Origin of the sequence: Actinoplanes sp. CA-015351 (assembly GCF_050955685.1) — a bacterium.
In the GTDB taxonomy this organism is placed as follows: Bacteria; Actinomycetota; Actinomycetes; order Mycobacteriales; family Micromonosporaceae; genus Actinoplanes.
This window is the reverse complement of sequence record NZ_CP192102.1, coordinates 4,682,308-4,702,712: the sequence shown is the minus strand read 5'-3', so window position 1 is coordinate 4,702,712 and position 20,405 is coordinate 4,682,308. Positions and strand designations below refer to the sequence as shown.

The 20,405-nt window shown below is 70.6% G+C and carries 20 protein-coding genes and 1 riboswitch; of the genes, 13 read left to right on the top strand and 7 right to left on the bottom strand.

Features of this window, described 5'->3' with window-relative positions; all coding sequences use genetic code 11:
- Positions 1–5 precede the first annotated feature (5 nt).
- The 3 genes from ACQP2E_RS21840 to ACQP2E_RS21830 all read right to left on the bottom strand — a co-directional run bounded on the left by ACQP2E_RS21840 (position 6) and on the right by ACQP2E_RS21830 (position 3,217).
- A complete protein-coding gene (locus ACQP2E_RS21840) occupies positions 6–623 on the bottom strand; it encodes a DUF998 domain-containing protein (RefSeq protein ID WP_433824788.1) in 618 nt (205 codons plus the stop codon).
- Between the two features lie 99 nt (positions 624–722).
- Complete coding sequence (locus tag ACQP2E_RS21835; protein WP_433824787.1) at positions 723–2,513, bottom strand: flavin-containing monooxygenase; 1,791 nt, start codon at positions 2,511–2,513, stop codon at positions 723–725.
- Between the two features lie 68 nt (positions 2,514–2,581).
- Positions 2,582–3,217 carry a TetR/AcrR family transcriptional regulator gene (locus ACQP2E_RS21830; protein WP_433824786.1) on the bottom strand — a complete coding sequence of 212 codons (636 nt, stop codon included), beginning with the start codon at positions 3,215–3,217 and terminating at the stop codon, positions 2,582–2,584.
- A 195-nt stretch (positions 3,218–3,412) separates the two neighbouring features.
- Between ACQP2E_RS21830 and ACQP2E_RS21825 the strand changes: the two genes are divergently transcribed.
- Positions 3,413–3,730, top strand: coding sequence for an ArsR/SmtB family transcription factor (locus ACQP2E_RS21825; protein ID WP_433824785.1), 318 nt, complete (start codon positions 3,413–3,415; stop codon positions 3,728–3,730).
- 154 nt (positions 3,731–3,884) lie between these two features.
- Positions 3,885–4,955, top strand: coding sequence for an alkene reductase (locus ACQP2E_RS21820; protein WP_433824784.1), 1,071 nt, complete (start codon positions 3,885–3,887; stop codon positions 4,953–4,955).
- On the opposite strand, the gene ACQP2E_RS21815 is transcribed toward ACQP2E_RS21820, so the two are convergent.
- A complete protein-coding gene (locus ACQP2E_RS21815) occupies positions 4,927–5,484 on the bottom strand; it encodes a hypothetical protein (protein ID WP_433824783.1) in 558 nt (185 codons plus the stop codon). The two genes, ACQP2E_RS21820 and ACQP2E_RS21815, sit on opposite strands and share 29 nt — an antisense overlap.
- Positions 5,485–6,140: 656 nt before the next feature.
- Here ACQP2E_RS21815 and ACQP2E_RS21810 point away from each other — a divergent pair.
- Entirely contained in the window at positions 6,141–6,764 is a 624-nt protein-coding gene (locus ACQP2E_RS21810) for a sensor histidine kinase (protein WP_433824782.1), read from the top strand.
- On the opposite strand, the gene ACQP2E_RS21805 is transcribed toward ACQP2E_RS21810, so the two are convergent.
- Positions 6,753–7,196: a MarR family winged helix-turn-helix transcriptional regulator gene (locus ACQP2E_RS21805; RefSeq protein WP_433824781.1), complete on the bottom strand. Its 444-nt coding sequence runs from the start codon at positions 7,194–7,196 to the stop codon at positions 6,753–6,755. The two genes, ACQP2E_RS21810 and ACQP2E_RS21805, sit on opposite strands and share 12 nt — an antisense overlap.
- A 75-nt stretch (positions 7,197–7,271) precedes the next feature.
- Between ACQP2E_RS21805 and ACQP2E_RS21800 the strand changes: the two genes are divergently transcribed.
- The 8 genes from ACQP2E_RS21800 (at position 7,272) to ACQP2E_RS21765 (ending at position 14,539) form a co-directional block, all read left to right on the top strand.
- Positions 7,272–7,688, top strand: coding sequence for a nuclear transport factor 2 family protein (locus tag ACQP2E_RS21800; protein WP_433824780.1), 417 nt, complete (start codon positions 7,272–7,274; stop codon positions 7,686–7,688).
- A 240-nt stretch (positions 7,689–7,928) separates the two neighbouring features.
- The gene (locus tag ACQP2E_RS21795; protein WP_433824779.1) at positions 7,929–9,143 is read left to right on the top strand and encodes a DUF418 domain-containing protein; all 1,215 of its coding nucleotides are present in this window, start codon (positions 7,929–7,931) and stop codon (positions 9,141–9,143) included.
- A complete protein-coding gene (locus tag ACQP2E_RS21790; protein WP_433824778.1) occupies positions 9,140–9,502 on the top strand; it encodes a DUF1304 domain-containing protein in 363 nt (120 codons plus the stop codon). The genes ACQP2E_RS21795 and ACQP2E_RS21790 overlap by 4 nt, the downstream gene beginning before the upstream one ends.
- A 222-nt stretch (positions 9,503–9,724) precedes the next feature.
- A riboswitch (cyclic di-AMP (ydaO/yuaA leader) is annotated at positions 9,725–9,908 on the top strand.
- Positions 9,907–10,452 (top strand): transglycosylase family protein, encoded by a 546-nt coding sequence (locus tag ACQP2E_RS21785; protein ID WP_433824777.1) that lies wholly within the window; start codon positions 9,907–9,909, stop codon positions 10,450–10,452. It overlaps the preceding riboswitch by 2 nt.
- Before the next feature lie 238 nt (positions 10,453–10,690).
- On the top strand, positions 10,691–11,476 hold the full coding sequence (locus ACQP2E_RS21780) for a sulfite exporter TauE/SafE family protein (protein ID WP_433824776.1): 786 nt from the start codon (positions 10,691–10,693) through the stop codon (positions 11,474–11,476).
- A 22-nt stretch (positions 11,477–11,498) separates the two neighbouring features.
- Positions 11,499–12,485 (top strand): nitronate monooxygenase, encoded by a 987-nt coding sequence (locus ACQP2E_RS21775; RefSeq protein WP_433824775.1) that lies wholly within the window; start codon positions 11,499–11,501, stop codon positions 12,483–12,485.
- Between the two features lie 54 nt (positions 12,486–12,539).
- The gene (locus ACQP2E_RS21770; RefSeq protein ID WP_433824774.1) at positions 12,540–13,523 is read left to right on the top strand and encodes an alpha/beta hydrolase fold domain-containing protein; all 984 of its coding nucleotides are present in this window, start codon (positions 12,540–12,542) and stop codon (positions 13,521–13,523) included.
- Entirely contained in the window at positions 13,520–14,539 is a 1,020-nt protein-coding gene (locus ACQP2E_RS21765) for a hypothetical protein (RefSeq protein WP_433824773.1), read from the top strand. Before ACQP2E_RS21770 ends, ACQP2E_RS21765 begins: the two co-directional genes overlap by 4 nt.
- A 4-nt stretch (positions 14,540–14,543) precedes the next feature.
- On the opposite strand, the gene ACQP2E_RS21760 is transcribed toward ACQP2E_RS21765, so the two are convergent.
- The gene (locus ACQP2E_RS21760) at positions 14,544–15,554 is read right to left on the bottom strand and encodes a zinc-dependent alcohol dehydrogenase (RefSeq protein ID WP_433824772.1); all 1,011 of its coding nucleotides are present in this window, start codon (positions 15,552–15,554) and stop codon (positions 14,544–14,546) included.
- Positions 15,555–15,671: 117 nt separating this feature from the next.
- Between ACQP2E_RS21760 and ACQP2E_RS21755 the strand changes: the two genes are divergently transcribed.
- Positions 15,672–19,769, top strand: a complete 4,098-nt coding sequence (locus ACQP2E_RS21755; RefSeq protein WP_433824771.1) for a SpoIIE family protein phosphatase — start codon at positions 15,672–15,674, stop codon at positions 19,767–19,769.
- Complete coding sequence (locus tag ACQP2E_RS21750) at positions 19,766–20,068, top strand: STAS domain-containing protein (RefSeq protein WP_433824770.1); 303 nt, start codon at positions 19,766–19,768, stop codon at positions 20,066–20,068. Before ACQP2E_RS21755 ends, ACQP2E_RS21750 begins: the two co-directional genes overlap by 4 nt.
- Before the next feature lie 21 nt (positions 20,069–20,089).
- Here ACQP2E_RS21750 and ACQP2E_RS21745 read toward each other — a convergent pair whose 3' ends face one another.
- Entirely contained in the window at positions 20,090–20,341 is a 252-nt protein-coding gene (locus tag ACQP2E_RS21745) for a hypothetical protein (protein ID WP_433824769.1), read from the bottom strand.
- Positions 20,342–20,405 lie beyond the last annotated feature (64 nt).

The window sequence follows — 20,405 nt, the reverse complement described above, 5'->3', positions numbered from 1 at the left end:
TCCTTTCAGGCGAGGACGCGGTAGTAGTGAACGGAAACGGTCGCGAGCCAGATCCAGGAGAGCACCACCGCGGCCACGAACGCGAGCGTCGCCGGCCCGTGCGAGCCGCTCGCGATCCCGGCGAACGCGGCGAGGAAGACGACACCGGTGACCCGGGAGAACCAGGCCAGGCCGGTACGCCCCTCGCGCGCGAACCGGGAGCCGAGCACCAGGCACGCGGCGATCAGGCAGAGGAAGCCGATCCCGCCGGTCACGAAGTGCAGCACACCGTGCCAGCTCACCGTGGTCGTCTCCGGCGTACCCGCGGGGAACCCCTGCGCCGGATCGGCGGTGAAGATGCCCGCGGCGATCAGGCTCAGCGCGTACCCAAGAAGCAGTCGCGGAGCCCAGCCACCCACGGCCCGGCGCAGGCCGAAGGCCGCGGCGGCGGTCATCAGGCCGGTCAGGACGAAGTTGGTGATCTGGATCCAGCCGAGCGTGCCGTTCTGGAGCAGGCTCCAGGCGTGCTCGCCGAGCCGGAAGCCGTCGCGGGTCAGCGCCTGCGCGAGGCTGACAATGACGTAGAACGCGCCGGCGAGCACGCCGTAACCGAGAAACGAGCGGGTGGCCTGGTCGGGGGTCATCGTGATCTCCTTCAGTCGTGTCTTCTACCAGCTCCTCGAACGGCAGGAGCCGTTTCGGACACGACTTCCGGAATTATTCTTGACGACACCCGATCCGGGTCACATCACCTCGTCGAAACCGCCCTCGGCGCGCCAGCGGCGCAGCAGGTCGTGGAAGGCGACCGGCCCGGGACCGTACGAGTTGTTGACCGGGCGCGGGTTGCCCTCGCCGTTGTAGTAGCCGGGGGTGCACTCGGCCTGGAAATCGACGTTCACCGGCGCGGTCTCCCGGATGGTGGCGATCCAGCGTTCCTCGGCCGCGGCGGTCGGCTCGATCGTGCGTACGCCCCGGGCGGTGGCCTCGGCGACCAGAGCCCCGATGTGGGTGGCTTGTTCCTGGAGCACGTGCACGAAGTTGACCGAGGCGGCGTTCTGCAGCGATCCCAGGTGGAACAGGTTGGGGAAGCCGTGGCTGTAGAAGCCGTGCAGGCTGCGCGGGCCGTTGCGCCAGTGACCGAGCAACGGCATGCCGCCGCGCCCGGTCACCGGCAGGGTGCCGGAGATGACGCCGGAGATGCCGACCTCGAAACCGGTGGCGAAGATGACGCAGTCGACCTCGTACTCGGTGTCACCGACCACGATGGACGTCGCGGTCATCCGGGTGATGCCGCCGGTGTCCGCCGTGTCGACCAGGGTCACGTCCGGCGAGTTGAAGGCCTGCAGGTAGTGGTCGCTGAACGTCGGCCGCTTGCACATGTAGCGGTACCAGGGCTTGAGCGCCTCGGCGGTGGCCGGGTCCTCGACGATCTCGTCGACGCGAGCCCGGATCTCGTCCATCTTGCGGAAGTCGGCCAGCTCGTCGAGGTACTCCCGCTCGGCGGCCGGCAGGTTCGGGTCGACGGAGCCGGTCAGCATCTGCCGCTGGAGCTTGGCCGTGCCGGTCCAGCCGTCGGCGATCAGGTCTTGCTCGGCGTACCCGCCGGTAACGATGGTGAGGAAGTTGTCCATCCGTTCCTGCTGCCAGCCCGGCTGCAGGGAGGCGGCCCACTCGGGATCGGTACGCCGGTTGTCGCGGACGTCCACCGAGGACGGGGTGCGCTGGAAGACGTAGAGGTGCTCGGCGTCGCGGGCCAGGTGTGGGACGACCTGGATGCCGGTGGCGCCGGTGCCGACCACGGCCACCTTCTTGCCGGCGAGTTTGTGCAGGCCGCCGTTCTGGTCGCCGCCGGTGTAGCCGTAGTCCCAGCGGCTGGTGTGGAAGGTGTGACCCTGGAAGTCCTCGATGCCGGGGATGCCGGGCAGTTTCGGCTGCGAGAGCGTGCCGGAGGAGATGACGACATATCGAGATTTAAACGAATCGCCACGATCCGTGGTGACCGTCCACTCCTCCTGGGATTCATCCCACTTGAGGTCGACCACCCTTGTATGGAACAGGGCGTCGTCGTAGAGGTCGAACTTCTTCGCCAGGGCGATGCAGTGCTGCCGGATCTCCTCGCCGGGCGCGTACCGCCACTGCGGGACGTACCCGACCTCTTCGAGCAGCGGCATGTAGACCGTGGCCTCGATGTCGCAGTGGATGCCCGGATACCGGTTCCAGTACCAGGTTCCGCCGAAATCACCCGCCTCGTCGATCATCCGCAGGCTCCGGACGCCGGCCTGCCGCAGCCGGACGCCGCTCAGCAGCCCGCCGAACCCGCCGCCGATGACGACAGCCTCGACCCGGTCGGTCACCGGGGCCCGGTCGACCCGCTCGGTGTACGGGTCGGCCGCGTAATAACCGAACTCGCCGGCCGCCCGCTGATACTGGGTCGCCCCGTCCGGGCGTATCCGGCGGTCACGTTCCGCGCGGTAACGCGCACGCAGCGCGTCCAAGTCGGCGGGCTTGAGCCGGTGGGGGATGAATGCGGACACGACGGGGCCCTTTCGCCGGGGATCATGCGAAGTCAGGGCACAATTTAAAGCACGTGCATGACGAAAAGTCAGCCCCCGTGTCTCAGAGTCCGTTGCGCCTGGAAAAGTCCCTCCACCGCATCCACCAGACTTGTCGCGGTCGCCGTCCAATCAGGAGTGCCGGCCCGCTCACGCTGCGCGCAGAAATGCACGATCAGCGTGTGCGCCATGTCCTCCCGCTCCCGGTACACCTCGTCCGGCAGCGCCGGTAGGCATCGCTGCAATGCCGCACTCACCGCCGCGAGCATCGGCGCATCCCGCAACTCCTCCGCCGCGAGCTGCCGCAACCCCGGATCGGTGATCACCTGGGCGGCGAATCGCGCGTACCAGGTGGGTGCGCCGAGCGTGCCGAGATGCTCGGTGTAGGGGCACACCACGCAGGTGACGAAATCCCGCAGATCGGCGCTGTCGCGATGCTGCTCGAACAGCGCTCGCCGCACGTCCTCCATCGGCAGCGCGTGCCGCCGGATCACCGCCCTGACCAGGTCGGTCTTCGACCCGAAGTGGTAACCGACGGCGGCGTTGTTGCCCTGCCCGGCCGCCTCGCTGATCTGCCGGCTCGACACCGCCGCCACACCGTGCTCCGCGAAGAGCCGCTCAGCGGCGTCCAGAATGCTCGCCCGGGTAGCCGCGACCTGCACGTCGCGCGTCCTGCGCAGCGTCATCACCACGCTCCGTGACCGACGAAGGGAAGCCGCCACGATACACCGGCGGCCGCGCCAGGCGCGCCGCTTGCGCTCCTTGCGAGGGTACGCGTCAAGCACGGCCGCTCCTGGCCTGACCGCTTCCTGGGAGTGTCCGGAACTTTCCGGGCCGGTGGTGCGACTCTTGCAGCAGGAAGACGACGGCAAGGGGCGATCATGCGCGGTGTTCAGGCACCCTCACTCGACGACGTCGAGCTGCCGACCGTGCTCGACGCGCTCGCCGACCCGGTCCGGCTCGAGGTGATCCGGCAGCTGGCGGCCTCGAACGGCGTGGTCACCGGCCGTTTCCAGGTGAGCGTCACGATGTCGACGCTCTCGCACCATCTGGGCGTGCTCCTGACCAGCGGCCTGGTCCGGGTCACCCAGGAGGGCCGCTTCCGCCGCTGCGAACTACGCCTCGCCGAGATGGAACAACGCTTCCCCGGCGTCCTCACCGCCGTCCTGGCGATCGTCTGCGGCGGCGGCACGGTTTAGGCAGGGGCCGGGGGTCAGCTGCCGGTGCAGTTGCTCATGCCGCGCGGCTGGTTCTTGATCATGCAGAGCGGCTGGGCCTGGGCTTCGTGGCACGAACTAACTTGGTTCGCGGCACGAACTTCCGCTTCGCCGGCTTCTTCACCAAGGACTGAACATGACGACCGCATTCGACGCGTACGACCTGGCCGGCACGACCCTGGCGAACCGCATCGTGATGGCGCCGATGACCCGCAGCCGGGCGTACGGTCCGGGGCTGAGCCCGACCGACATGGTGGCGACGTACTACGCGCAGCGGGCTGGCGCCGGGCTGATCATCACCGAGGGCACTCAGCCGTCGGTGATCGGGCAGGGGTACACCAACACACCGGGCCTGCACTCCGATGAGCAGATCGCGGGCTGGCGCACGGTCACCGACAAGGTGCACGCCGAAGGTGGCGTGATCTTCGCCCAGCTCATGCACACCGGCCGGATCGGGCACCCCAGCATCCTGCCGGACGGCCTGCACCCGGTCGGGCCGTCGGCGGTCAAGCCGGCCGGGCAGATCTTCACGCACACCGGGGCGCAGGAGTTCGAGACGCCGCGCGAGCTCACCACCGGCGAGATCGAGCGGACCATCGCCGACTTCGCGGACGCCGCGCGCAACGCCGTGGCGGCGGGCTTCGACGGTGTCGAGATCCACGGGGCTAACGGGTATCTCGTTCAGCAGTTCCTGTCGAGCAGCGCGAATACGCGTACCGATGAATGGGGTGGAACTGTCGAAGGCCGCAGCCGGTTCGCGATCGCGGTCGCGGGCGCCGTGGCGGCCGCGATCGGCGGTGCGAGGGTGGGCATCCGGATCTCGCCGGCCAACCCCTACAACGACATGGCCGAGGAGCGGGTCGACGAGCTGTACACCGCGTTGCTCGACGGGCTGGCGCCGCTCGGGCTGGCCTATCTGCACGTGGTGGAGAGCCCGGATCGCGAGCTGACCCGCCGGCTGCGGGCGCAGTGGCCGGGAACGTTCATCCTGAACCCGTTCACCCACCCGCAGACAACCGGCCCGGAGGCGCTCGCGCTGATCGAGGACGGCACCGCCGACCTGATCTCTTATGGCGCGTTGTTCCTGGCCAACCCGGATCTGCCGGCGCGGCTGGCGGCCGGCGGCCCGTTCAACGCGATGGACAAGGCGACCGCTTTCGGCGGCGACCACCAGGGTTTCATCGACTATCCGGCGCTGGCGGGCTGACCGCTTTTCCCGGTTTCTGGTCGGCGTTTCCCAGGTTCTGGTCGGCGTTTCCCGGGTTCCCGTCGACGAGGACGCGGGCGTTTTCGAAGCGGCGGGCGGTCAGGCCGGCGCGGCGGATCATCCAGAAGTTCGTCGCGCCGCCCTGGCGGCCTCCGTGGAACTCGCCGAGCCGGAGCCAGTCCGCGGCGCCGTCGTCCTCCCCTTCGTCGTCCTCCCCTTCGTCGTCCTCCCCTTCGTCGTCCTCCCTTTCCTGGTCCTCCCTTTCCTCGTTCCGGCCTTCCGCGGTGAAGCGGATGACGGCCTGGACCGGGCTACGCCGTTGTCGTCGGTGCCGAATCCGCCGAGCGGCATCGGTCACGCCGGCCGGCAGCACGGCACAGTCGACGGTGACGATCAGCGGCGGGACGGGGTCGTCGGCGTCGCCGGGCAGCAGCACCGGCCCACGACGCTCCACATCGGGGGCCGGGATGTCCCGCAGCAGGGCCTCGGCACGAAATAGATCGATGATCTTCTCAATATGACTGTTCACGGCACGGCCCTGGAGCCAGGGTTCGACACGTTCACCCCGCCGCTCGAGCTTCGCCGTTTCGGTAGTGGATGTAGCGAAGGGGCCGTGCCCGGCCGTCCCGCGATCGTGGAAACTTCGGGTTGTGGAGTGTTACGCACGGTCACGGCGAGCCAGGCCGGCGGCCGATGTGGAGCACGGTGGGGCCTCCAGACTCGGCCAGTTTCCAAGATCGGCACGTGATGCCCGCGGACACGACACGCAGAGCGACGAAAGCAGGCCGCCGGCGTCCCGCAAACCCGCTGCTCGCCGCAGCACTCCTGATGCGTGTCGATTAAAGGTGCGATACGAACCTGAATTCGACACAGAACAGCAGCTTGGCGGTGTGCGTGTCGAAAATGGGTGCGGATCGCACCCTAAATCAACACGCTGAGCCCTAGGTCCACACGCTGGTCGTGCGGTCGTGCGGTCGTGCGGTCGTGCGGTCGTGCGGTCGTGCGGTCGTGCGGTCGTGCGGTCGTGCGGTCGTGTCGTGCGGTCGCGCGGACGTGGGACCGGCTGGCGGAAGGCGCTCGATTTCGGCCTGCCTATCAAGCCGGATAAATCCGCCTTTTCCCGATGTTGGCCTAGGCGCGGGGACGGCTTGTCCTTGTGGTCGTGCTGGAGCCGAAAACGCGACCGTGAGCGCGAGCCGGACGACCCTGGCGTTGCGGCACGAGCGGGCGCGGATCGCTGCCGAGCTGCACGACATCGTCGGCCATGCGATCAGCGTGATGATCATTCAGGCAGCGGCCGGGCAGCGGCTGGTGGATCGTGATCCGGATCGGACACGGGAGGCGTTCGCGGCCATCGCCGAATCGGCTCGTCAGGGTCGGGGTGATCTCCAGCGACTGGTCGATCTGCTGGGTGGGGTGGCGTCCGAGGGGCCGGACCTGGCCTTGATCGGCGAGGTGGTGGATCGCGCGGCCCGGTCCGGTCTTGACGTCTCGTGCCGGTTCGAAGGGGTGCGCGACGGCCTGCCCGCGGCGGTCGCGCATCTCGCTTTCCGGGTGGTGCAGGAGAGCCTCACCAACGCCTTGCGTTACGCGCCCGGCGCGGCCGTGCGGGTCACGGTGAGCGGTTCGGTCCAGCACTTGATGGTACGCGTGGAGAACGCACCCGGTTCAGGACCAGATCTGGGTGCTGTCGGTGGCGGGCGGGGACTGACCGGTCTGCGGGAGCGGATCCAGGAGCTGGGTGGGCGGTTGAGTGCCGGCCCGGCGGTGGGTGGTGGCTGGGTGGTGGAGGCCGGCTTACCGGTGTGATCGCTGGTGGGTGAGCACCTCGTGCAGCAGGTGGGTCAGCGTCGTTTTCTCAGCGGCCGTGAGCGGGGCGAGCAGCTCGTCCTGTGCTCGTGCCAGGGATTCCTCGAGGCGTTGCCGTTGCTGCTGACCGGTTTCGGTCAAGGAGACCAGGTTGCGTCTGCGGTCGGCGGGGTCCGGGGTTCGTTCGACGTAACCCTGGCCGGCCATCTCGTTGATCGCCGCCACGACGTCGCTGCGGTCCATGTTGCAGCGGCGGCCCAGGTCGGCCTGGCTGGCGACGCCGAACTCGTCGAGCGCGGTGAGGATCCGGTAGTGGTAGCCACGGGCGCCGGCGGCGGTGAAGGCCTCGGTGGCCAGGCGGTGCGCGTACACCGAGAGCTGGGTGATCAGCCAGGTGGGCTTGGCGCTGAGGCGAGCGGGGATCTCTTCCACGATGCGACCCTACATTGTTGGTACGGCCAACGACTTAGGTATATCGTTGGCCGCACCAACGAATAGGGGAGAGCCATGCTGGCTGATGACCGGATCGAGATCGCCGATCTGCACGCGCGTCTCGCGGTGTTCCTGGACGAGGGGCGGTTCGAGGACGCCGGCAGCGTTTATGCCGACGATGTCGAGGTGCGCAACCCCCAGGGCGGGACGTTTCAGGGCATCGCCACCGTGGTCGAGAACCTGCGTCGTGGACGGATCGACGGCGAGCGCAGTCAGCGGCGGCTCACCGATGTCGTGGTCGACCTTGCCGGCGACGAGGCTTCGACGTCGGCGAACTCGCTGGTGCACGCCTACCGGGAGGGGCAGGCGCCGCACCGGACGAGCAGCATGCGGATGGCGTTCACGGTGGTGCGTACGCCGGTGGGGTGGCGGTTCCGGTCGGTGCGGATGAACCTGGTGTGGACTCGGGCTGATCTGCCGGCAGCCGGTTGACGGACGGCGGCGGCTGCTCTTGCGGGCAGGCTGCGGTCATGCCTACCGAGACCGCTTTTGATCCCTCCCAGCACACCGTCGTCGCGGCCCGGGACCGTGCCAGCCCGGGTGACCGTTCACAACCAGCGCGGGGAGCCGGTGAGCACCGTTACATCTTGAGACTGTCCCGCTGACTTTGGTAGGTGAGATCTAAACCTTCGGCAACTGCCCGCCGGGTGCGGCGGTGCCTAGCGTCGAGGCATGAGCGCCGACCCGCCCGGACGATCGCTGGGGCCCGACCTGGCCCGTGGCTTCATGCTGCTGTTCATCGCCCTCGCCAACACGCACTACTTCCTGCAGTCCGGTCCGGTGATCGGCGGCTATCCGCAGGGTGGATCGGCCGTGGCCTGGTTGCTGTCGACATTCGTCGACGGGCGCGCGTTCCCACTGTTCGGCCTGCTCTTCGGGTACGGCGCCGCCCGCATCGCCGAGCGGCAGCGTGATCGTGGTCCGCGGGGTGTGCGCCGCCTGCTGTGGCGGCGCAGCGCGGCGTTGATCGTCGTGGGGCTCACCGACGCGGTGCTGTTCTACGTCGGTGACATCCTCGCGGCGTACGGTGTGCTGCTTCTCGCCGGCGCGCTGATGATCCGCTGGACGGACCGGTGGCTGCTGGTGACCGCCGCGGTCTTCCTGACCATCGGCGCGTTGCCGGACGACGCCGGCGGGCTCGTCTCCGCGACGCCGGATCCCGCCATGCTGCCGGCGGACCTGGGTGTCATGGTCACCGAGCGGGTGCCGGCCGCGCTGTTCGTCGCGGTGCTCGGGCCGCTCGGGTTCCTGTGCCCGTTCGCCGTGGGTCTGTGGGCCGGCCGCCGGCGTGTTCTGGAGCAGCCGGAGCGGTTCCGGGGCCTGCTGCTGACGACCGCCGTGATCGGCATTACGGTCGCGGCTCTGGGGGCGCAGCCGTTCGCGCTGATCGCCGGTGGGGTGAGCGAGGCGCCGATGGCGGGGTGGGTGGTCGCTCTGCACGGCACGACGGGCACGCTGGGTGGATTCGGCTACGCGGCACTGCTGGCCGTGGTGGCGGCCCGGCTGAGTGCCGGCGGGCGCGGTCATCGGCTCGTGACGGCTGTCGCGGCTGCCGGTGAGCGGTCGATGAGTTGTTATCTGATGCAGTCGGTCACCTGGGCTGTGGTGTTCACACCCTTCCTGCTCGACCTGTCCGGGCAGCTGACCGTCGCGGGGACGGCTCTGCTCGCTGCCTGCACGTGGGCGGTCACGGTTGTCGTCGCTGAGGGGATGCGCCGGGCGGGGTGGCGGGGGCCGTTCGAGGCGCTGGTGCGGCGGATCACCTACGGCAGTGGCGGGGGCGGGGCAGGAGGCTCGGGCGGTGGGGCCGTGGCCGGGGGTTCGGGTGGCGGTGACGCTTACCGTGCGGGGAGGGCGGCTCGTTCACGCGCTAGGGTGTCGCCGTGATCATCTTGGCGAACGTGCTGGTGGCGCTGGTTGCGCTGATCCACGTCTACATTCTCGTGCTGGAGATGTTCCTCTGGACGAAACCGCAAGGGCGCAAGGCGTTCGGGCTGAGCGAGGAGTTCGCCCAGCAGACCAAGGTGCTCGGGGCCAACCAGGGGCTCTACAACGGTTTCCTCGCGGCCGGTCTCGTCGGAGGGCTGATTGCCGGTGGTGACACCGGGTACGCCGCGAAGCTCTTCTTCCTCGCCTGCGTCGCGGTGGCCGGCGTTTACGGCGCGGCGACCGCGAGCCGGCGGATCCTGTTCGTCCAGACGGTTCCGGCGGTGCTCGCATTGGTGGCGGTCATCATCGCCGGATGATGGAAAACAACCGAAATGCCTGGCCGGGAGTCACCCGGCCGGGCATTTTTTGTTACTGCTGATTACGACGGACCTCGTGAATCGGGAATGCCCGCCATTCCAGGGCACGAACAAGATCAAATCGGGCAAATACCGTGAACAACGTCACTATCCGGGGGCCGGAGCTTGGCCTTTGTCGATGGGACGTGGTTACCGTCGGGCCGTCCTGCGACAGCGGGCACCGTGGACGGTCCGCCGAATCCTGCCGCCGTCCGCGGACACGAATCGATGGCAGGAGCGGGGGACCCAAGTACGTCGGCTAGCTGCCTGTTTCCGCAGCTACGCCTTGGGGTGAAGCCGCACAGAACGGCCGGGCCACTCTGCCCGAACCCGACAGCTCACCTCGTAGGCGTGGAGGATCATCCATGTCTCGGATCGGTAGACGAACGCGCCTTGCCCTCGGTCTGTTGACCGTCGGCGTGACCGGAGCCGGCGTCCTGCTGGCACCCGCGAGCCCCGCCTCGGCGGCTCGGCAGGTGAATTGGGACGTAGTCGCGAAATGCGAATCCGGCGGCCGGTGGCACATCAACACCGGTAACGGGTACTACGGCGGTTTGCAGTTCAGCCGCAGCACGTGGAAAGCGAACGGGGGCGGCAAATACGCCTCGACCGCGGACAAGGCCACCAAGGCCGAACAGATCAAGATCGCGAACAAGCTGTACAAGAAGCGCGGCCTGAAGCCGTGGCCGGTGTGCGGCAAGAAGCCGGGCGTCTACAAGAAGGCGTCCACCGGGGGCAAGAAGCCGGCCGTCACGAAGGGCACGTACGTCGTCCGCTCCGGCGACACACTCGCCTCGATCGCGAAGAAGTACAAGGTCAAGGGTGGCTGGCGGGGGTTGTACAAGCTCAACAAGGACCGCCTCGACAGCCCGAGCCTGATCTTCCCGGGGCAGCGTCTGCGCCTGCGCTGACGCACGAATTCCGCGGGGTTTGTCCGGGGTCATCGAGGCGTCGCGACATCATTTCAATGGTCTCTGGATCTCCGACGGCCTCCGTGGCCTCTCATGATCTTGGCAAGTTGTGCGTAACGATGCGTTACAACTTGCCAAGATCGCGGCGGGGGGCCTGCAACCGCCACCCCGAGGCGGGCGCCGGCACGGTTTGCTTCGCGCTGCCGGCTCCGATCACGGGGACGTACTCTGGCGTTCCGTGAATGCCGGCCATGCCACCCTGCTGTTCCTCGGCGGCATCGGCTCCGGGCTGACCGGTTCGATGGCTGGGCTCGCGTCGCTGGTCAGCTACCCCGCGCTGCTCGCCGTGGGCATCCCGCCGATCGCCGCGAACGTGACGAACACGGTGGCGCTGCTCTCCAGCGCGGTCGGCTCGGCCGCCGGATCCCGGCGTGAGCTGCGCGGCCAGGGCCGGCGGATTCTGCGGCACGGCGTGGTCGCGGTGGCCGGCGGCACGGCCGGAGCGCTGCTGCTGATGAGCACCCCGTCCGACGCGTTCGAGCGGATCGTGCCCGGCCTGATCGTGCTCGGCGCCCTCGCGCTGCTGTTCCGCGAACCGCTGCGGACCTGGTACACCCGGCCCGGCGAGCACGCGGCGGAAAAACAGCCCGGCGAGCGGGCACCGAAAGCGCACCGCCCTCCCCTCGCCGTAGTGGTGTTCCTGATCGCGATCTACGGCGGGTACTTCGGCGCGGCCGCCGGTGTGCTCATGCTCGCCGCGATGTCCCTGGCCGCCGCCGAGCCGCTCGCCGTGACCAACGCGGTGAAGAGCATCGTCCTCGGCTTCTCGAACGTGGCCGCGGCCGTGCTGTACGCGCTGTTCGCCCCGGTGCACTGGACAGCCGCGGCGTTGCTGGCGGCCGGGTGCCTGGTCGGTAGCTGGATCGGGCCGGCGCTGGTCCGGCGTACCCCGGAACGGCCGCTGCGAGTGGCGATCGCGCTGGCCGCGCTCACTCTGGCGGGATTCCTCTGGCACACCGCGTGACATCGGCGCATAGGGTCGGCCCATGCGTGAATTGATCGTCGCCCCGATGGCCGGTGGACCATCCACGCCCGCCCTCGTCGAGGCCGCCGCCCGGGCCGGATCCCTGGGTTTCCTGGCCGCCGGATACAAGACACCGGACGCCGTCGAGACCGAACTGCGCCAGGTCGCCTCGGTGGCGCACGGGCTGAACATCTTCGTACCCGTGCCGCCGCCCGCCGATCCGGCGCCGATCGAGGCGTACCGCCGGCTGCTCCAGCCGGAGGCCGACCGGTACGGCGTCGACCTGCCCCCGGTACGCCTCGACGACGACGATCACTTCGCGGCGAAGGTCGAGCTCGCTGTCGCCTATCGGGTGCCGGTCGTCAGCTTCACGTTCGGCGTACCCGATGCGGCTGTCGTCCGGGCGCTGCACGTGGCCGGTTCGACCGTACTCATCACGGTGACCAACCCCCGGGAAGCGCAAGCGGCCCTCGCGGCCGCGCCCGACGCGCTGATCGCCCAGTCCGGCGCCGCCGGTGGGCACGCTTCCACGACCGACCCGCAGGGGTACGCCGGAACCGGCACCGCCGCCGGGACCCTCGCCGCGATCCTCGCCGTCACCGACCTGCCCGTGGTCGCGGCCGGCGGCGTCAGCACGGCCGAGGACGTGCACGACCTGCTCGAGGCGGGCGCGGCGGCAGTGCAGTGCGGCACCGCGTTCCTGCTCGCCGACGAGGCCGGCACCCGTCCGGCGCAGCGGGCGGCGATGCTCTCCGGCGAGTTCACCGAGACCGTGGTGACCCGGGCCTTCACCGGCCAGCCGGCCCGCGGGCTGCGCAACCGGTTCATCGACGCGTACGAGGCGGCCGCCCCGATCGGCTATCCGGCCGTGCATCACCTGACCGCGCCGATCCGCGCGGCCGCCGCCGCGACGGGCGACCCGGGCGCGCTCAACCTGTGGGCCGGAACCGGCTTCCGCAGCGCGACACCCGGGCCTGTCGCCGAGCTGGCCGGCGGCCTGACCGGCTGACCGCACGGCCTGTCGCCGAGCCGGCCGGCCGGCTCACCGGATAACTTGGCAGCCATGACCGCCACCGGCACCGTCCTGGGCTACACGATGAAGACGCTGCGCCGGCTGCCCCGCCCGCTCCGCCGGGCGATCATGGCCCGCGCCGCCGGCGGCGACCTGCCACCGGTGCCGGACTACGTACGGATGCTGGAGATCGCCGGCGACCTGCCGGAGACCGGGCCGACCGACGCCGAACTGTTCGCCCGCTTCCCGCAGCTGGCGGCGGTCCGTGCGGAGGATCAAGCGGCGGGCGTTCCGGCCCGCCTCTACCGCGGGCCCGGCGAGCCGGTGGCCGGCCTGGTCTGGGTGCACGGCGGCGCGTTCGTCAGCGGATCCCTGGACATGGCCGAGGCGCACTTCACCGCCCTGGCCCTGGCAGCCCGGGGTTTCTCGGTGCTGTCGCTGGACTATCGCAAGGCCCTGCACGGCGTGCGGTACCCGGCCGGCTCCGACGATGTGCTCACCGGCTGGACCTGGGCCGTCGCAAACGCCGGCCTGCTCGGTGTCCCGGCCGGACGGCTGCACCTCGGCGGGGCCAGCGCCGGGGCGAACCTGGCCGCCGGAGTGGCGAAACGGCTGCGCGACGGCGCCGGCGAGCGGCCGGCCTCGCTTCAGCTGATCTACCCGATCCTGCATGCCGAGCTGCCGCCGTGGGAAGCCGATGAGCTGCGAAAGATCCGGGATGACAGAGCAGCCGTCTACTTCTCCCCGGAATGGGTGGCCGCGATGAGCCGGCACTACTGCGCCGACCCCGGCGACCCGTACGCCTTCCCGGCCGCCGGCGACCTGACCGGCCTGCCGCGCACCCTGATCGTCAACTGCGAGACCGACACCCTGCGCAGCTCCGGGGAGGCGTTCGCCGAGATGCTCCGCGCGGCCGGCGCCGACGTCACCGTCCACCGGGAGTCCGCCGCCGTGCACGGCTGTCTGGGCGAGCCGTTCACGGTCGCCGCCACGGGCATCATCGAGTTGATGGGCGCGAATATGATCCCGCGGTGATGATGTTTCTGCGCTACCTGATCCACGCGCTGTTCCACGGTCCGGTCCCCGATCCGCCCGAGTTCACCGACGACCTCCCGCTGACCGACGAGACCGAGCGTGAGGCGCGCAACCGGGCCGTGCGCGGGGACTGGCACGCCGCCGAGAAGCTGCTCGCGGACGCGGGCAGCGACTGGGACCGGCGTGGCCGGCGGGTCCAGCTGCTCGCCGACGCCGCCGCGAAGGACGGCTCCTGGCTGCAGACCTGGCTCGAGACCGCCCCCGACGACCCGGGCGCCGTGCTGATCCAGTCGGAGACGCTGCAGATCCGGGCCGCGCGGGCGCGGGGCTCGGCGTCGGCCTCGGAGACGACGCCGGAGCAGTTCCACGCCTTCCACCGGCAGTCCGGCCTGGCCGGCACAGCCGCCGACCGGGCCATCGCCCTGGCGCTGCCGGGCGACCCGGTGCCGTACGCCCGCAAGATCCGGACGATGTTCGGCAACCGGGCGGCCCGGTCGTCGCTCGACGAGATCTACGCCGAGGGCCGCCGCCGCGACCCGCACAACTTCGCCCTGCATCTGACCGCGGTGATGCTGCTCTGCGAGAAGTGGTACGGCTCGCACGAGCAGATGTTCGCCACCGCCCGTGACGCCGCGGCCGCCGCGCCGCCCGGTTCGAGGACGGTGCTGCTGCCACTGTTCGCGCACTACGAGTACGCGTTGCGCGAGTTCAACTGGAACTCGGCGTCGGGCAAGGGGTTCAAGGCCGCCCGCGCGTACTTCGGCAAGCCCGAGGTCCACCAGGAGATGGACGCGTGGGTCGCGAAGTGGAACGGCGCCGACCGCGACGTCGAGTGCCTGCACTGGGTGGCGCTGTACCACGTCCTGGCCGGTCGCCGCGCCGAGGCGAAGGCGCTCTTCGACGAGATCGGCCCGGTCGTGGACGCGTCGGTCGCGTGGCACTACGTCTATGGCGAGGGCTCCGAGCTGGGTTACCTGCGCGGCTGGCTCTGGGCCAACCGCCTGGGTCGCCGATAGGCGGTCAGCGCCGGGGGTCGACCAGGATCTTCGGTCCTGCGCCGGCCCCCGCCGGCCGGTTCCCGGCCAGCACGCCGGCCACCTCGTCCAGCCCGGTCACTGCCGCGACAAGCGCTTGTGGGTTCACATTCCCGCTTGCGTACGCGGAAACGGCGTCGGCCAGCCCGGCGGAGGCGCCGAGGATCCCGACCGCTGTCACGTCCTTGAGCACGATGTCGCGCGAGTCCACCGTGCTGGGCGTGCCGGACAGCCCGATGCAGACGACCCGCCGCCCCGGTTCGACCAGCTCCACGGCCAGGCCCGGCATGGCGGGGGAGTTGGTGGCGTCGACGACCGCGTCCCACTCCAGGCCGGGCAGTGTCTCGCGGGTCCACGACCGGTCGAATCCCAGCGACCGGGCGAAGTCCAGGTGCTGACCGAGCAGGTGCACCTCGATGCCCCGGGACCGGGCGATCAGCGCGGCCAGCAACCCGATCGTGCCGGTGCCCAGGACCAGCAGCCGCTCACCCGGCTCCAGCGCCGCCGCCGCGACCGCGCGCTGGGCGTTGCCACCGGGCTCGACGAGCGCACCCACGGTGGCGTCCATCTCGTCGGGCAGCGCGTGCAGGTACGCGGCCGGGAACGCCAGCTTCTCGGCGAGCGCCCCGGGCAACCCGTCGGCGATGCCCAGCTCCCGCATCCGCGCGCAGACGTGATGCCGCCCGGACCGGCAGCGCCGGCAGCCCCCACAGGCGATCATCGTGTCGCCGGTCACCCGCCGCCCCAGCCAGCTCTCGCCGACGCCGGCCCCGGTCGCGGTCACCACGCCGGCCCACTCGTGCCCGGGCCGCAGCGGGTACGACGACCGGCCGTTGTGCAGGTAACTCATCTCACCGGTGAACAGCTCGACGTCGGTGCCGCACACCCCGGCCCGCTCGACGTCCACGACCACCTGGCCGGCGCCGGCGACCGGTTCGGGCACCTCGCGGACCTCAGCCTCGCCGGGCCCGGTGAACACCAGCGCGCGCATGATCATCAGCCAAGTAGAGCACGCCCGGCGAAGTCCACCGAACGTGCGCGAGCCGGATCGCGGCGCGTCGGCTACGTTGTCTGCGGGCCGGTTGATGGGCACGACGCGGGAGAACGTGGGCAGATGAGCGGTACGGCTGCGGCGGACGTCTTCGCCGCGGGTGGTGATGTCGGACGTGACCTGGCCTCGGTGGACTGGACGCAGACGCCGCTCGGGCAACCCGAGCAGTGGCCGCAGAGTCTGCGCACCGCGGTGAGCATCCTGCTGGCATCACGGTTCCCGATGTGGATGTGCTGGGGTCCGGAGCTGACCTTCTTCTGCAACGCGGCATACCGGCGCGACACCCTGGGACGCAAGTACCCGTGGGCGCTCGGCCGGTCGGCCAGTGAGGTGTGGAAGGAGATCTGGGGTGACATCGGCCCCCGGATCGAAAACGTGCTCAGCACCGGCGAGGCCACCTGGGACGAGGGCCTGCTGCTCTTCCTGGAGCGCTCCGGGTACACCGAGGAGACATATCACACGTTCTCCTACAGCCCGCTGCGTGACGACGAGGGCGCCCTGGTCGGGATGCTCTGCGTGGTCAGCGAGGACACCAAGCGGGTCATCGGCGAGCGGCGGATGGCGACGCTGCGCGACCTCGGCTCGGACCCCAGCGTCGTGCGTACCGAGCAGGAGATGCTGGCGTTCACGGCGCAGCAGCTCGGCAAGAACCTCAGGGACCTGCCCTTCACCCTCACCTACCTGTTCGCCGAGGACGGGTCGGCCCGGCTCGCGTCGTCGACCGGCATCCCGGCCGGGCACCCGGCCGCGCCGGAGATCGCGTACCCGGACGGCCCGTGGCCGGTGTCCGGTCCGGCCCGCCACGAGTCGGCGCTGGTCGAACTGCCCGCCGCTGACCTGGCCGGCGCCGATCTGCCCACCGGTGACTGGGCCGACCCGCCCGACGGGGCCCTGCTGGTGCCGCTGCTGCGCCAGGGCGGTACGGCGTACGGGTTCCTGGTGGCCGCGCTGAACCGTTTCCGCGCGCTGGACGAGGAGTACCGCGGCTTCATCGAGCTGACCGCCGGCCACGTGGCGGCCGGCGTCGCCAGCGCCCGCAACTACCAGGCGCAGCAGCGGCGGGCCGAGGAACTGGCCGAGCTGGACCGGGCGAAGACCACGTTCTTCTCCAACATCAGCCACGAGTTCCGGACGCCCCTCACGCTGATCATGGGACCGCTCGACGAGCTGCGGAGCCGGGCCGGCGAGGACATGCGCGAGGACCTCGACGTCATGCACCGCAACGCGCTGCGCCTCGGCAAGCTGGTCAACGCGCTGCTCGACTTCTCCCGCCTGGAAGCCGGCCGGATGCAGGCCCGGTACGAGCCGGTCGACCTGGCCGCCACCACCGCCGACCTGGCCAGCGTCTTCCGCTCCGCCGTCGAGCGTGCCGGGCTCTCCTTCGAGGTGGACTGTCCCACGCTGCCCGCCGAGGTCTACGTCGACCGGGGCATGTGGGAGAAGGTCGTGCTCAACCTGCTCAGCAACGCCCTGAAGTTCACCTTCGACGGCGGCATCCGGGTCGCCGTGCGAGCCGAGGACGGCCGGGCTGTCGTCACTGTCGCCGACACCGGCGCCGGTGTCGCGCCGGAGGAGATGCCCCGGCTCTTCGAGCGATTCCACCGCATCGAGAACGCCCGGTCGCGCTCCAACGAGGGCAGCGGCATCGGGCTGGCGCTGGTGAAGGAGCTGGTGCTGCTGCACGGCGGCACGGTCGGCGCGGAGAGCACCGCGGGGCAGGGCACCGTTTTCACGATCGCCCTGCCGTTCGGCTCGGCGCACCTGCCCGCCGACGCGGTGGTGCCCGCCGCCGAGCCGGCTGCCGTCTCGGCCACCGCCGACCCGTTCGTGCAGGAGGCGCTGCGCTGGCTGCCGTCCGAGCCGGACTATCCGATCGAGTCGGCCGCGCCGGTTCCCGGCTCCGCCGCCCGGGTGCTCGTCGCCGACGACAACGCGGACATGCGGGACTACCTGGTCCGGCTGCTGCGCTCGGCCGGGCACCGGGTCACCGCGGTCAGCGACGGCCGGCAGGCCCTCGAGGCGGCCCGCGCCGACGCGCCGGACCTGGTGGTCAGCGACGTGATGATGCCCGAGATGGACGGTCTGCAGCTGGTGGCGGCGCTGCGCGAGGACGGCCGGACCGTGGGGGTACCGGTGCTGCTGCTCTCCGCGCGGGCCGGCCAGGAAGCCGCGATCGAAGGCCTCGAGGCCGGCGCCGACGACTACCTGTTCAAGCCGTTCTCGGCGGCCGAGCTGCTGGCCCGGGTCCGCGCCAACGTCGAGCTGGCCCGGATGCGCAACCATCACGCCCGGTGGCGTACCGCACTCGTCGAGTCGTTGCAGGAGGCCTTCTTCGTCTGCGACGAGGACGGCACCGTCATCGAGATCAACGCGGCTTTCACCGACATCCTGGGGTACGGGCCTCAGGGCCTGCCCTATCGCGGCGTGCCTCCGTGGTGGCCGGACGCGGAGACCGACGCGGACGCGTACGCCGAGGTGACCGCCGCGCTGGAGAGGCTCACGCACCAGGAGCACGGGTCCTACACCATTCCGGTCAACCATCGCGACGGGCGCCGCCTGTGGGCGGCCGCCACGTTCACCCGGGTCCGTGACCCGGAGACCGGCCGCCGGGTGATCGTCGGCACGTTCCGGGACGTCACCGACGAGCACTACGCGATCCAGCGGGAGAGCGCGGTCGCCTCGCTCAGCCTGCGGCTGTCCGAGGCCGAGGACCTGCCGGGCGCGCTCGGCGGCGCCCTCGCCGAGCTGCGGGGCCTCTGGCACGCGGCGTACGCGTCAGCGACCGTCTTCGACGGCTCACCGATCCCGGTTTTCGAGGCCACCGACGCCTCGCTGACCTGGGACGGTCTGCCGCAGCAGCGGCGGCAGACGATCACCGGCCTGTCGGGCGGCCCAGCGCTCACGGCGGTCAGCGAACGCGACGCCGGCGCCGGCATCTCGTTCGGCCACCCGGACGGGACCATGGTCGTCTGGCTGGAGCTCGGCGACCGGCGGCCGTTCACCGAGCAGGACGAGACCCTGCTCGCCCTGCTCGCCGGCCACCTCGGCCAGGCGCTGCGCCGGGTGCACCAGATCGACCAGCAGCGGGAGACCGCACTCGCCCTGCAACGCGCCATCCTCGGCCCGGCGCAGCTGCCGGCCGGTTTCGCGGTGCGTTACGAGCCGGCGACCCGGCCGCTCAAGGTCGGCGGTGACTGGTACGACACGGTCACCCTGCCGGACGGCCGGATCGGCATCGTCGTCGGCGACTGCGTCGGGCACGGGCTGCCCGCCGCGACCGTGATGGGTCAGCTCCGCAGCGCCTGCCGGGCCCTGCTGCTGCAGGACACCGGGCCGGCCCGGACCCTGATGGCGCTCGACCGGTTCGCGGCGCTGCTGCCCGGCGCCACCTGTGCCACCGTGTTCTGCGGTGTGCTCGACCCGGCGACCGGCCACCTCGTGTACTCCAGCGCCGGTCACCCACCACCGATTGCCGCGCAGGCCGACGGCGCCATCGAGCTGCTCGATCAGGGACGCTCCCGGCCGCTGGCGATCCGGCCGACGATGGAACGCGACGAGGCGGAGTACCGGATGGAACCCCGGACCACGCTGCTGCTCTACACCGACGGCCTTGTCGAGCGGCGCCGGCAGCCGCTGACCGAGGGCATCGACGCGGCGACCGACGCGGTGCGGCTCGGTCGCAGCACCCCGATCGACGAGCTCGCCAGCGAGGTGATGGACCGGCTCGCCCCGGACGGTGGTTACGACGACGACGTCGCCCTGCTGCTCTACCGTCAGCCCGGCCCGCTGGAGCTCGAGTTCCCGGCCGACGCGTCCCGGCTCGCCCCGGTGCGCACCGCGCTGCGCGGCTGGCTGGAACGCTGCGCCATCGACCCGGTCACCATCCAGAACGTGCTGGTCGCGGCGGGGGAGGCATGTGCCAACGCGATCGAGCACGGGCATCGGGACACCGGCGGCCAGATCCGGTTGCGGGCCATAGCGACGGCGGAGGACCTGCGGCTCACGGTCGTGGACAACGGGCGGTGGCTGACACCACGGCCCGCCGAGAACCCGTACCGTGGTCGGGGTCTCATGCTGATGAAGGCGTTCATGCACCATGTGACTGTGACCACCGGCATCGCCGGCACCACCATCGACATGCAGGCGAGGATCGTGCCATGACCACCGCGCTCACGCTGACCAGCGGGCAGCGACCCGATGGCGTTCCGGTTCTCGCCGCAGCCGGTGAGATCGACATGAGTAATGCCGACACCTTCGCGTCGGCGCTGCGCGACGCGGTCGCCGGGGCGACCGCGGCCGCGCTGCTCGTGGACCTGACCGCTGTCGAATACCTGGACAGTGCGGGGCTGGCCACACTGTTCCAGCACGCCGATCGGATCGAGGTGGTGACCGGGCCGCTGCTGGCGCCGCTGCTCACCGTGTCCGGTCTGTCGGAGCTGACGACGGTGCGGGGGCTCTGAGCCCCCGGCCGTCCCGCGCTTCTAGAACCGGCTGATCAGGTTGTCCCACCAGCTGCGGCTGCGGCGTGCCTCGACCGCCTTGGCAGCGCCGTACACCGCTCCCGCCGTAGCGGCCGCGATCGCCGCCGTGACCAGGATGATCGGCAGAAGGCGGCGCTGGGGCGTGACGCCCAGCTCGGCGCCGGCGGCCTCGGCGTTCGCCGCGATCTCGGCCGGGTCGCCGGAGCCGGCGATGTTGTGCTGGGCATCGATGGAGCTGTCGTACATCGTCATGAGGTCCTCCCGAGGGGTTTTACTTCGCCTTGCCCCAGTCCGGATCCGGCTAACCCGATCGTCC